The organism is Flagellimonas sp. (assembly GCF_965601775.1).
Classification (GTDB): domain Bacteria; phylum Bacteroidota; class Bacteroidia; order Flavobacteriales; family Flavobacteriaceae; genus Flagellimonas.
Genome location: NZ_OZ271837.1, coordinates 3,258,235 through 3,271,529, shown reverse-complemented (window position 1 = coordinate 3,271,529; position 13,295 = coordinate 3,258,235). Strand labels below are relative to the sequence as shown.

Below are 13,295 nucleotides of genomic sequence, written 5' to 3'. Positions count from 1 at the left end.
CACCCTTCACCCTTCACCCTTCACCAATAACCCTTGCCCAATTTCGTGCCCATTCGTGCCATTCGCGTCAAACGGTAAATAGACTAGTACACTATGTTTAATCTCTATCCAGGATGCTTACTTTTGCCCCATGGTAGATTATTTGATCGTTGGTTGCGGTTTAGCGGGAATTTCTTTCTGTGAAACGCTCGAAAGAAACGGTAAATCGTTTCACGTGGTTTCGGATAGTTCCCAACAAGCTTCATGGGTTGCTGGTGGACTATACAATCCGGTTATCCTAAAACGATTTACCATGGCCTGGAACGCGAGAGAGCAGATGGATTTGGCTATGCCTTTTTACGAAGTACTGGAAGAAAAACTCAAGGTAAAGCTGGATTACAAACTTCGTGTGTTGCGTTTATTTGCCTCCGTAGAAGAACAAAATGGCTGGTTTGTAGCTGCCGACAGGCCGAATTTGGAGTATTTCCTTTCCCCAGATATCCAACAAAATCAGAATCCGCGTATTCACGCTCCCTTGGGATTTGGAGAAGTGCGATACACTGGGCGAATCGATACCCGCACACTTCTTACCGTGTATGCAGAATATTTGATGCAAAAAGGCCAATTTACCAGCGAAACCTTTGATTTTTCCCATTTTCGGACGCTTAGTGGTCATTTCTGCTATAAATCCATTACTGCCAAGCAAATTGTTTTTGCGGACGGCTATGGGCTTAAAAACAATCCGTTTTTCAATTATTTGCCTCTAAATGGCACAAAAGGGGAGTTGTTGACTATCAAAGCTCCAGACCTCAAAGAAGAATCCGTCATTAAATCCTCAGTATTTATCATTCCTTTGGGGGGCGACCTCTATCGTGTAGGGGCTACATACAAGTGGAAAGACAAGACCAATTTGCCAACAGAAGAATCAAAAATGGAATTGCTAATCAAATTGGACACCTTCCTAAAATGCGATTATGAGGTGGTGGACCATGTAGCTGGAATTCGACCCACTGTAGCAGACCGCAGACCTTTGGTGGGCTCGCATCCCACTCATAAAAATATCTACTGTTTAAATGGGTTTGGTTCGCGAGGCGTACTTATTGCTCCCTATGCCTCAGGCCAACTTTTTGATTGTATTGAAAATGGAGAACCCATTAATCCGGAAATGGATTTAGCTAGGTTTACCAAGAAATAGTATCAGGAAGCTTCTCTAAGTTCCTGAGGTTCATATTTGACAAAGAGATTAATCCAAATATTTCGGGAAAGACGAATAATGATGGGCATAAATACGACCAAAGTCACAACAATAGCAAAGAAAGTATTCACTAAGTTCAGTCCGAGAAACAAAAACGAAATAACAAAAGCCGCGACAGCGAATGCTACGCCAACGCCATAGCTCACATACATGGAGCCATAAAAAAAGGAAGGTTCAATCTTATATTTTAAACCGCAATGGGAACAACGCTCATGCATTTTGAACAATTCTCCTATAGCGTAGGGATTTTTGTTCACATACATGCTCTCCTCATGGCATCTGGGACAACTTCCTGTTAAAATACTGTAGAGTTTAGTTCCTTTTTTTAACATTTGCATTGCTTTTGTCAAAGGTAGGAATTGTTGCCGTTGATGTCACCAAAATCAATATCAAAAGCTGATTTTGAGATAATGAATTCTGATTACAAGTATGCTTAATATCCATAACCTTTCGGTCGCTTTTGGAGGGGAATACCTTTTTGAGGAAATCGCGTTTCGATTGAATGCTGGAGACCGGGTTGGTCTTATTGGCAAGAATGGAGCAGGAAAGTCCACACTATTGCGATTGCTTTCCAGAGAACAAGAAGCAGATACGGGCTCTATTGCTATCGAAAAGGGGACCCAAATCGGTTTTCTAAAACAGGATATTGACTTTGAGCAAGGAAGAACCGTTTTGGAAGAGGCCTATCAAGCCTTTACCGAAATAAAATCCTTGGAAGTTCAATTGGAGAATATCAACCAGCAGTTGGCAGAGCGCACAGATTATGAAAGCGAGTCTTATAGCCAGTTGATGGTGGACCTTACTGAACTAACCCATCGCTATGAGATTATTGGAGGATACAACTATCAAGGGGAGACGGAAAAGGTTTTACAAGGCTTAGGATTCAAGCGTGAGGACTTTACTAAAGTAACAGACACCTTTTCCGGAGGATTGCGTATGCGTATCGAATTGGCCAAATTGCTTTTGGAAGATAATCATGTGCTTTTATTGGATGAGCCCACCAACCATTTGGATATCGAATCCATTATTTGGTTGGAGCAATTCCTAAAAGGATATTCGGGAGCGGTTGTGATCGTATCCCACGATAAAATGTTCCTGGACAATGTCACCAATAGAACCATTGAAATTTCTTTGGGACGCATCTATGACTACAACAAACCCTACACTAAATATTTAGCCTTACGGGCCGAGATTAGGGAGCAACAGCTCAGTGCTCAAAAGAATCAAGAAAAACAGATTCAGCAAACAGAACGACTAATTGAAAAATTCCGTGCGAAGGCCTCCAAAGCATCTATGGCCCAGTCCTTGATAAAAAAATTGGACCGTATTGACCGTATTGAAGTAGATGAGGATGACCATAGCGTAATGACGGTTCGCTTTCCCGTCTCCGTTAATCCGGGTAAGGTAGTCGCTACACTTGAAGATTTGTCCAAAAACTATGGCCCAAAGCAGGTATTGCAGGATATTGATTTATTGGTGGAGCGCGGAAGTAAAACCGCTTTTGTGGGTCAAAATGGTCAGGGAAAGACCACTTTGGCTAAAATAATTGTTGGGGAACTGGAACATGAGGGTTCAGTAAAACTGGGTCATAATGTCCAAATTGGATATTTCGCACAGAATCAAGCAGATTATTTGAACGGAGATAAGACCGTTTTGGATACCATGACAGATGCGGCCAATGAAGGAAATCGCAGTAAGGTGCGGGACATTTTGGGGTCATTCCTGTTTCGGGGAGATGATGTGGAAAAGTATGTAAAGGTACTTTCTGGGGGTGAGCGTAACAGATTGGCTTTGGCAAAAATGTTATTGCAGCCCTTCAATGTGCTGATTATGGATGAGCCAACCAATCACTTGGATATTAAATCCAAGAATGTGTTGAAACAAGCACTCCAGAACTTTGAAGGGACCTTGATTTTGGTCTCCCATGACCGGGATTTTCTTCAAGGCCTTACCAACAAGGTGTATGAGTTCAAAGATGGCAACATAAAAGAGTATTTGGGAGATATCAACTTTTATTTGGAACAAAGGCAAGCTGAAGATTTTCGAAAGATAGAAAGGAAAGACGCGCCTCAAACCAAAATGGAATCCCGTCCAAAGGAAAATGACTATCAGCAACAGAAAAGACTAAAATCCCTGAAAAACAAACTTAGTGGGGTTGAAAAGAAAATTGCGGCTCTGGAGAAGGAAATTGCAGAGATAGACCATGAACTGCTTATGAATTATGACGCTACCATAGCCAAAGAGGGCTTTTTTGACGCTTATGAGGGTAAAAAGAAGCTTTTGGAAGGATTAATGGGGGATTGGGAAGCGCTATCTGAGGAGATGGAGGCTATTTCCTAATAGTAAGGTGTTTCCTACGCAACACATTTAGAGCGCTTCACAACAGTTTTCTTAAGAATCACACATTATATTTTGTAGGTTTTTTCTTTCTTCTTTGATTTGTAAGTGAATTCTTATAAATCTAAGAATAAACCAAGAATGAAGCTAACCTCACTCAGCCTTATCGCCCTATGTATTGTAGGGGTCGCGTTTGCGAAGAATACCGTCACCGCCAAGGAGAAAAAGGCATTGATTGACCTTTTTGAAAGTACCAACGGTGCCCAATGGAACAATCCTTGGGATTTGAATACGCCTGTAGAAACTTGGAGGGGTGTTACCGTAAAAGACAATCACGTTGTTGAGATTAATCTTTTTCGCAACAATTTGGAAGGTACTTTGCCCTCCAGTTTAGGTAGGTTAAGACATTTGCAACACTTGAATTTGGCTTTTAACAGCATTACTGGGGTCTTGCCCAAAGAGATATTGGAGCTTGAAAACCTCATGGTGCTTCGCTTGGAGATGAACCGCATTAAGGGAAATATCCCACCGGAGATAAGACAGCTAAAAAAATTACAGGTGTTTTCCATGTTCAATAACTTTTTGAATGGTCAAATACCTGAGGAATTTGGGGAATTGACAGATTTAAAGGAGTTAAACCTTTCTAGCAACAATCTTAAGGGAAGTATTCCAAAATCCTTGGGAAATTTGACAAAATTGGTCGCACTCGGGCTTTTTGAGAACAGTTTGGACGGGACTATCCCTGCGGAACTGGGAAATCTGGGAAAATTAAAAGAGCTGGTATTGGCCAACAACCAATTAGGCGGTGAAATACCCATGGAATTTGCGCAATTAAGCAGTCTTAAAATACTTCAGCTTCAAAATAATCGATTCGAATCGTATACTGGGATTCAGGCTATGGACACCAAACAATTTTTGGTTTTTGACACGGATGATAAGAGTCTAAGACCAAAGTTCAATGAGATACAGCTACAACGCACACGAATGGCAGACACAAAATTTGAAGATGATAACGATAATGAGTAGTTAGTTATACTTTAGTTTGTTTGGTTTGGGGATACAGGCGTGTATCCCCTTTTTTTGTTTCATGAATTGCCATAATGCATAAACATTTATGAAATATTTAACCAAGACCCCACTTGCAAGACAATAGATTTGCACTGAACTAATCGGCCCTATATGCGCAAAACTATACTATCTGTTTTACTTGGGATTGCTGTTATTATCATTGCATTTGTACTTTACAATGTTATTGTCAACAGCAAGGAAAATAGACGTCCAAAACCCCAAAAAGTAGTGAAGACCGTTTTTGTGGATACGGTAACCAATGGCGATGTACCTATTGTGATATCAGCCAACGGGAATTTGGTGGCAAAACGTCGGGTAGAACTCTTTGCTGAGGTTCAAGGAGTTTTTAGGCCCGGAGCAAAGGCATTTAAGGCTGGTCAGCTGTATCGTGCAGGCCAAACTCTGATTCGGATTGATGCTTCCGAATACTATGCCAGTGTGCAATCGGCGAAAAGTAATCTTTTCAATTTGGTGACTTCAATTATGCCCGATTTGCAGTTGGACTACCCTGAACACTTCTCCAAGTGGCAAGAATATCTAGTCAGTTTTGATTTGGAAAAATCCACCCCTCCACTTCCAAAAGTTACTTCAGAAAAGGAAAAATACTTTATTACCGGTAGGGGTATATATACAAGCTATTACAATGTCAAAAATTTAGAACAACGATTGGCTAAATATGGCATTTCTGCTCCGTTTTCCGGAGTTCTTACCGAGGCATTGGTTACTGAAGGCTCTCTAGTTAGGGCGGGACAAAAATTGGGTGAGTTCATAGAAACAGGAACCTATGAGCTTGAGGTCGCTGTACCAAAAACCTATGCTGACTTTTTGAGAATAGGTAAAGAAGTGAACCTGACCAATCTGGATAAGACCCAAGAACATAAAGGAAAAGTGGTTCGAGTAAACGGGCGAGTGGACCAAACGACCCAGACCATTACGGTATTTATCGAAGTCAAAGGAGACAACCTGAACGAAGGGCAGTATTTGGAGGCGAACTTGAATGCTAGAACAGAAGAAACGGCCATTGAGATTGACCGATCACTTTTGTTGGACAATGATCAGATATTCGTAGTTCGAGATACTATTTTGGATGTTATTGATGTAAACCCCGTTTATTTTACAGACAAAAAAGTTGTATTGAAGAATGTTCCAGATGGTGAAACCATAGTTTCGCGACCTGTTTCTGGAGGTTATGCGGGTATGCTCGTCAAGGTTTTTGGAGCACCAAATAATGAAACTGCGGCAAAATGAAAAAGGTAATTTCATATTTCATTAAATATCATGTTGCCGTAAACGTCATCATCATTTCGTTTTTTGTTTTCGGTATCGTAGGGGCACTTTCCCTAAAGTCATCTTTCTTCCCGCTTACCGAATCAAAAAATGTATTAATAAACATAATTTATCCAGGTGCATCTCCCCAAGAAATTGAAGAAGGTATTGTCCTCAAAATTGAGGATAACCTAAAAGGCTTGGAAGGGGTCGACCGTGTGACTTCAACCTCCTCAGAAAATGCAGGTTCCATCAATGTGGAAATCGAAAAGGGGTATGACATCGATTTTATGTTGTTGGAGGTTAAAAATGCTGTGGATAGGGTACCCACCTTCCCAACAGGAATGGAACCTCTAGTGGTTTCCAAGTTGGATGCTGTACGTCAGACAATTAGTTTTGCCATAAGTGGGGATAATATTTCGTTGGCGACTTTAAAACAGATTGGCAGACAGGTTGAAAATGACCTTAGAGCCATTGATGGAATTTCCCAAATTGCCATTTCTGGATACCCTGAAGAAGAGATTGAAATAGCGGTCAACGAAAATAGCTTGCTGGCCTACAATGTGTCTTTCAATGAAGTGGCCCAGGCCGTGGCTAATGCCAACCTATTGGTAACTGGGGGTAATATTAAGACCGATGCGGAAGAATACTTGATTCGTGCCAATAACCGATCGTATTACGGAAAGGAGCTTTCCAACGTCGTTGTCAGAGGTGATGTTTCTGGCCGTACCATCCGACTGAAGGATGTCGCTGAAATTCGTGATCGCTTTTCTGAAACGCCCAATGCTTCCTACTATAATGATGACCTAGCGGTAAACATAACGATAACCAGTACGAATACGGAGGATTTAATTGGTTCTGCCGAAAGGGTCAAAGAATACATTGCTGAATTCAATGAGAAATACAACAATGTACAGTTAAACGTAATTAGTGACCTATCCACCACCTTAACGCAAAGAACTCAGCTGTTGACCGAAAACGCAATCATGGGAATGATTTTGGTGTTGATATTTCTAAGTCTGTTTCTAAATACACGTTTGGCCTTTTGGGTGGCTTTCGGTTTGCCTATAGCTTTTTTGGGGATGTTCGTTTTTGCTCCAATGTTGAACGTAACCATCAACGTACTCTCGCTTTTTGGAATGATTATCGTCATCGGAATATTGGTGGATGACGGTATCGTGATTGCTGAAAACATATATCAACACTATGAAAAGGGCAAAAAACCCATTCAAGCGGCAATTGATGGTACTATTGAAGTGATACCACCTATTGTTTCGGCAATTATAACTACCATTCTGGCCTTTTCTATTTTCCTATTCTTGGATGGTAGGATTGGGGATTTTTTCGGAGAGGTTTCAGTCATAGTCATCTTAACTTTGGTGGTCTCCTTGGTTGAGGCACTGATTATACTTCCTGCGCATTTGGCCCATTCCAAAGCCTTGCGAAAACAAAGTGATGCCCCAAAAACAGGAATTGCCAAGGTGTTTTCTCAACTACGAATCATTAATAAAATGGGAGATAGGGCAATGGCTTGGATGCGCGATAAATTGTATGCTCCTGTTTTGCAGTTTGCCCTGCAATATAAAATGTTGACCTTCTCCTTTTTTGTATTGGCCCTAGTGCTTACGTTTGGCTCTATTGGTGGGGGAATCATACGCACCGCGTTTTTTCCAAGAATTGCTAGTGACCGCGTGGCAGTGGAACTTCTAATGCCCAACGGAACGAATGAAAAGGTGACGGATTCCATTATCAGCTTAATTCAGGAAAAAGCCGCCATCGTAAACGATGAACTTACCAAGGAGTATTTGGAGGGTACTGATAAAGAACTATTTGAAAACATGATCAAGAATGTGGGACCAGGTTCATCCGCAGCCACCTTGGTAATTAACCTGCTTCCAGGTGAAGAACGACCAGACGCTATCCGAGCTGACGTGGTTACTCGTAGATTACGAGAACTGGTTGGACCCGTTTTTGGAGTGGAAAGCCTTATTTATGGTTCTGGTGGAAACTTCGGTGGAGACCCAGTATCGGTATCCCTTTTAGGGAATAATATTAGCGAGCTAAAAGCTGCCAAAGCGGAACTAAAAGGAGCTATGGTAAGCAATTCGCTGTTAAAAGATGTTGCGGATAACGACCCTGCAGGTATTAAGGAAATCCAACTGGAACTTAAAGACAATGCTTACCTATTGGGGTTGGACCTTAGAAATGTTATGAATCAGGTACGAGCTGGTTTCTTCGGAACGCAGGCACAGCGGTTTCAGAGAGGACAGGACGAAATACGGGTTTGGGTGAGATATGATCGTGAAAATCGGTCTTCCATTTCAGATTTGGATGAAATGCGGATTCTTACCCCATCAGGTTCTCGAGTTCCTCTAAAAGAAATAGCAGATTATCAAATTCAACGGGGAGATGTCGCTATTAACCATCTGGATGGTCAGCGAGAAATCAGAATAAGCTCCGATTTAAAGGACCCTGATAATACGAGTGCGCCAGATATTCTGTCCTGGATACGAAATGATATAATGCCCGAAATCCAGTCCAAGTATCCTAGTATTACCGCCTCCTATGAAGGGCAAAATCGGGAGCGTAATAAATTGTTTGACTCATTAAACTTCGTGGGATTAACGGTTTTAGCTTTAATCTATATAACAATTGCCTTTACGTTTAGAAGCTTTAGTCAACCCTTGTTATTGTTATTATTGATTCCATTCAGTTTAACCGCGGTTTCATGGGGCCACTGGATTCATGGTTTTCCAGTGAACATCCTATCCATGTTGGGTATAATCGCTTTAATAGGAATTATGGTGAATGATGGGCTTGTACTCATCGGGAAGTTCAATGGAAATCTACGAAGTGGAATGAATTTCGATGATGCTTTATTCGAAGCGGGTCGTTCGAGGTTTAGGGCGATATTTTTGACCTCGGTTACTACCATTGCAGGTTTGGCTCCACTGCTTCTGGAAAAAAGTCGACAAGCCCAATTTTTAAAGCCCATGGCCATATCCATTGCCTACGGTATCGGTTTTGCCACCATACTCACTTTGGTTATGCTTCCCATCTTCTTATCCTTCAGTAACAGTGTTAAAGTAAGCACTAAGTGGTTAAGAACAGGAGATAAAATCAGTAAGGAAGAGGTGGAGCGTGCCATTATTGAACAACATGATGAAGCTCATTTATCCGAAAGTGATGTTATATCTGCAAACGGGCAGGCAAATGGTAATCCAGTGAAAAACAAATCCCAACAAGAATTAGAAGAGATACTATGATGCAGAAAAACTACCTGCCCACCCTCGTATTATCGTTTTTGTTCACTTGTTCTTTGCTTTCCCAAGAGTTACTTACCAAGCAAGAAGCTATCAGACAGACCTTGGAGAATAATTTGGGAATTCTCATTGCCGAAAACAATGTTGAAATTGCCGAGAATAACAAGAGCCTTCTCAATTCCGGATTTCTCCCTTCAATTACGGGTACTGCTGGGGCAAACTACCAAAGGGATGATTCGACCTTTGAATTCCCTGGGCAGTTTTTAAGCGATGAAGAGGGAAATCCTATAATTGATGATGCTGGAAATCCCGTACCAAGACCCGATGCCGATTTATACAAGGCAGAAGCACAACGGTATAATGCCAGAATCACCGCAGATTATGTGTTATTTGATGGTTTGGGCAGATGGTACGACATGAAGCGTTTGAAGGAGGAGTACAATCTATCCTCTTTACAGGCTAGGGAAACCCTTGAAACTACCATCCTTCAACTTTTTAGCGTTTATTTTGAAGCCGCCCGAATTTCAGAAAACATTACTGTGCTTGAGCAAACCTATCAAAATACCAAAAACAGACTGCAGCGTGCAAATTATAGTTTTGAGTTTGGTCAGGTCAACAAACTCGATGTGCTAAATGCAGAAGTGGATTTGGTAAACGACAGTATCAATGTGATGAACGAAAGGCAATTACTGGAGAATACCTTGCGTGATCTCAATATTGTTCTAAATGCAGACTTGGAAAAAAAGTTTGTGGTCGACACAACGATTACATTCATCAATGAACTTCAGTTGGAAGATTTTACGGCCCAAGGAGAGCAAAACAATGTACGGATGTTGCAGGCAAATTCTAATATGACCATTAACGATTATACGCTGCAATCCGCAAAGTCGGTTTTCCTTCCAACGGTGGGTCTTACAGGCTTCTATGGATGGAACTTGAATCAAAATGCGCCCGGTCCATTCTTCCCTGGCGTAAATGTGAACAATACCCGAAATTTTGGTCTTGGTGCGACCTTGACTTGGAACCTTTTTGATGGAGGTAGAGGAATTACACAAGTTAAGAACGCTAAAATACTTTTGGAATCCCAGGATGCTTTGCAAAATCAAATTGAACTTGAAGTAAGGCGTGATATTGCAAATGCCAGAGGTGATTTCCAAAATCGGTTAAAGGTTTTCGAATTACAACAACAGAATGTAATTACGGCTACCGATAACTATAAACGCTCCAATGAGCGCTACAAATTGGGTCAAATTACCTCTGTCGAACTGCGCCAGGCCCAAATTAATTTATTGAACGCCCAAACCAGCAGGAATTTAGCCAAGTACAACGCAAAATTGGCCGAGCTTCAGTTATTGCAGCTTACCGGTCAATTACTAAACGTTTCTATATAAACCTAAGAAGATGTTGGAACATTTTTTCCAGTGTCCATATTGTTGGGAAGAAATATCTTTTCTTTTGGATAGGTCGGTCTCAAGTCAAATCTATGTTGAGGATTGTGAAGTATGCTGCAATCCAATTGAGGTTAGCTGTGAGTTTCAATATGATGAGTTGGTATTTTTTGAATCTACCATTCTTGGGCAATAGACTTCATCTCAATTTAAAGCATAAAAGATTTAGTATCCTCTAACTTTTTAGTAGTTTAAGTCAATAATTACTAAAAAGAAACTAGTAGGTATGCAAATAATTGAAAATCCCACCGTTTACGATGCTATTATTGTTGGTTCGGGAGCGGGAGGAGGTATGGCAACCAAAGTATTGGCTGATGCAGGTTTGAAAGTTGCCGTAGTTGAAGCAGGTCCCTTTTTCGACCCTGCAGATCCCGAACAGAAAACACAGCTACGCTGGCCATGGGAATCCGAACGTAGAGGTGCAAGCACACAATTTAGGCCATTTGGCGACTTTGATGCGGCTTATGGCGGTTGGGAAATTGAAGGGGAACCTTATACGCATAAAGATGGGACCAAATTCGATTGGTTTCGGTCCCATATGTTGGGAGGACGAACCAACCATTGGGGTCGTATTTCCCTTCGTTTTGGTCCAAAAGACTTCAAACACAAAGATGTGGATGGCTACGGTGAAAATTGGCCAATAGGTTATGAGGATATTAAACCCTATTACGACCGTTTGGATAAATTGATTGGTGTATTTGGAACGAATGAAGGATTGCCCAATGATCCTGATGGTTTTTTCCTCCCACCACCTAAGCCTAGGCTGCATGAACTTTTTTATATAAAGGGAGCCAGAAAATCGAATATTCCAGTGTATCCTTCCAGAATGTCGATGTTGACCAAAAAAATCAATAAGGAACGTGGCGTTTGCTTTTATTGTGGTCAATGTAGCCGAGCTTGTAGTGTCTATGCCGATTTCTCTTCCGGTTCCTGCTTAATTTTTCCAGCCCAAAAAAGCCGTGGTCAAGTTGACTTATTCGTCAATTGTATGGTGCGTGAAGTAACTGTAAATGAAGAAGGTAGAGCCACAGGAGTCTCTTATATAAATAAAGAGGATAGAAAGGAATACAAACTCAAGGGGAAGGTGGTTATTTTGGGCGCATCTGCCTGTAGCACGGCCAGAATACTTTTGAATTCCAAAAGTTCACAGCATCCTAATGGGCTTGGAAACAGCAGTGACGTTGTGGGCAAGTATTTACATGATTCCACCGGAGCTGATAGAATGGCTTTTATACCCGGTTTAATGAATCGTAAGCCTTCCTATAATGAAGACGGGGTTGGAGGGATGCATGTATATTCACCGTGGTGGGAAGATAACTCAAAACTAGATTTTCCAAGAGGGTATCATCTGGAAATTTGGGGCGGTATGGGAATGCCCAATTATGGTTTTGGCTTTAATGTCAATGAGTTTAATAAGTTCTTTGGAACCAAGGTAGGTGGGTATGGAGATATCCTACGTAGCGATGTAAAAAAATATTACGGGGCCGTGGTTGGAGTATCTTCACGAGGCGAATCCATTGCTCGTAAAGACAACTATTGTGAGATAGACCCTTCCACTGTTGATGAATGGGGTATTCCCGTTTTACGCTTTCACTATAAATGGTCGGATTTAGAACGGAATCAAGCCAAACATGCTCAGGATACCTTTGAGGAGGTTTTAACTAATATGGGCGGTGAACTTTTGGGTAATAGACCTGGAAAAGATGAAGATTATGGGCTACAAGCCCCAGGTCGTATAATTCATGAAGTGGGGACCACCCGAATGGGGGATAATGCCAAGACCTCAGTGACCAATAAGTTCCAACAACTGCATGATGTGGACAATGTTTTTGTGGTAGACGCTGGTCCCTTTGTGTCTCAAGCGGATAAAAATTGTACATGGACCATTATGGCATTGTCATGGAGGGCGTCAGAATATATCGTGGACCAATTAAAACAACAAAACCTGTAATCATGGATAGAAGAAAAAGTATTAAGTCAATTGTTTTGGGCTCTGTGGCCACGGGTTTAGCAGCCAGCGGATGTAAACCAGGTCAGGAAAATTTAGAACCCGCATTAAATGAACCAGAGAATGTTGCTTGGCGGACTCCTGTGGAGCATGAAATCATCAATGAAATTCAGGGTGAGGAATTTTTCAGTATCCATGAACGGGAGACCTTAACAGTTCTTTGCGACTTGATTCTACCTCCTAGCGAACAGTTTAAAGGCGCCTCCGATGCCAAGGTCGTGGATTTTATAGAATTTATGGTCAAAGACCATATCCCCTTTCAAACCGATTTTAGAGGTGGATTGATGTGGTTGGACCACAAATGCAATACGGAATTTGGCCTGGAATTTAAATCCTGTACCGAAGACCAACAAAAATCCATTTTGGATACCATTGCTTACTACGACCCCGAGGTAAAACTGGAAGAAAGACCTTTTGAGGTTAATTTTTTCGGCACTGTTCGGGATTTGACCATGACCGGTTTCTATACTTCTAAGATTGGAATCGAAGAATTGGGATATAAAGGAAATATGCCCAATGTTTGGAATGGGGTTCCAGAGGATGTCTTAAAACAACATGGAGTTGCGTATGAGGAAGAATGGTTGGCCAAATGTGTGGATCAAAGTAAACGGGGAGTTATTGCTGAATGGGATGATGAGGGGAATCTTTTGACTTAAAAATGCTTTTCAAGT

10 protein-coding genes are annotated in these 13,295 nt (G+C 41.5%); 9 read left to right on the top strand and 1 reads right to left on the bottom strand.

What is annotated here, in order from left to right; genetic code table 11:
• Positions 1–130 precede the first annotated feature (130 nt).
• Positions 131–1,174 carry an NAD(P)/FAD-dependent oxidoreductase gene (locus ACSLUF_RS15095; protein ID WP_435623487.1) on the top strand — a complete coding sequence of 348 codons (1,044 nt, stop codon included), beginning with the start codon at positions 131–133 and terminating at the stop codon, positions 1,172–1,174.
• A 2-nt stretch (positions 1,175–1,176) separates the two neighbouring features.
• Here ACSLUF_RS15095 and ACSLUF_RS15090 read toward each other — a convergent pair whose 3' ends face one another.
• Positions 1,177–1,566, bottom strand: coding sequence for a DUF983 domain-containing protein (locus tag ACSLUF_RS15090; RefSeq protein WP_435623486.1), 390 nt, complete (start codon positions 1,564–1,566; stop codon positions 1,177–1,179).
• A 97-nt stretch (positions 1,567–1,663) separates the two neighbouring features.
• Here ACSLUF_RS15090 and ACSLUF_RS15085 point away from each other — a divergent pair, with 97 nt between their 5' ends.
• The 8 genes from ACSLUF_RS15085 to ACSLUF_RS15050 all read left to right on the top strand — a co-directional run bounded on the left by ACSLUF_RS15085 (position 1,664) and on the right by ACSLUF_RS15050 (position 13,280).
• Positions 1,664–3,574: an ABC-F family ATP-binding cassette domain-containing protein gene (locus tag ACSLUF_RS15085; protein WP_435623485.1), complete on the top strand. Its 1,911-nt coding sequence runs from the start codon at positions 1,664–1,666 to the stop codon at positions 3,572–3,574.
• A gap of 138 nt (positions 3,575–3,712) precedes the next feature.
• On the top strand, positions 3,713–4,597 hold the full coding sequence (locus ACSLUF_RS15080; protein ID WP_435623484.1) for a leucine-rich repeat domain-containing protein: 885 nt from the start codon (positions 3,713–3,715) through the stop codon (positions 4,595–4,597).
• Between the two features lie 153 nt (positions 4,598–4,750).
• Positions 4,751–5,887, top strand: a complete 1,137-nt coding sequence (locus ACSLUF_RS15075; protein ID WP_435623483.1) for an efflux RND transporter periplasmic adaptor subunit — start codon at positions 4,751–4,753, stop codon at positions 5,885–5,887.
• On the top strand, positions 5,884–9,171 hold the full coding sequence (locus tag ACSLUF_RS15070) for an efflux RND transporter permease subunit (protein ID WP_435623482.1): 3,288 nt from the start codon (positions 5,884–5,886) through the stop codon (positions 9,169–9,171). Before ACSLUF_RS15075 ends, ACSLUF_RS15070 begins: the two co-directional genes overlap by 4 nt.
• Positions 9,168–10,559, top strand: coding sequence for a TolC family protein (locus ACSLUF_RS15065; protein WP_435623481.1), 1,392 nt, complete (start codon positions 9,168–9,170; stop codon positions 10,557–10,559). The genes ACSLUF_RS15070 and ACSLUF_RS15065 overlap by 4 nt, the downstream gene beginning before the upstream one ends.
• Before the next feature lie 10 nt (positions 10,560–10,569).
• Entirely contained in the window at positions 10,570–10,752 is a 183-nt protein-coding gene (locus ACSLUF_RS15060; RefSeq protein WP_435623480.1) for a CPXCG motif-containing cysteine-rich protein, read from the top strand.
• Positions 10,753–10,842: 90 nt separating this feature from the next.
• On the top strand, positions 10,843–12,567 hold the full coding sequence (locus ACSLUF_RS15055) for a GMC family oxidoreductase (RefSeq protein ID WP_435623479.1): 1,725 nt from the start codon (positions 10,843–10,845) through the stop codon (positions 12,565–12,567).
• Between the two features lie 2 nt (positions 12,568–12,569).
• Positions 12,570–13,280, top strand: a complete 711-nt coding sequence (locus ACSLUF_RS15050; protein WP_435623478.1) for a gluconate 2-dehydrogenase subunit 3 family protein — start codon at positions 12,570–12,572, stop codon at positions 13,278–13,280.
• Positions 13,281–13,295 lie beyond the last annotated feature (15 nt).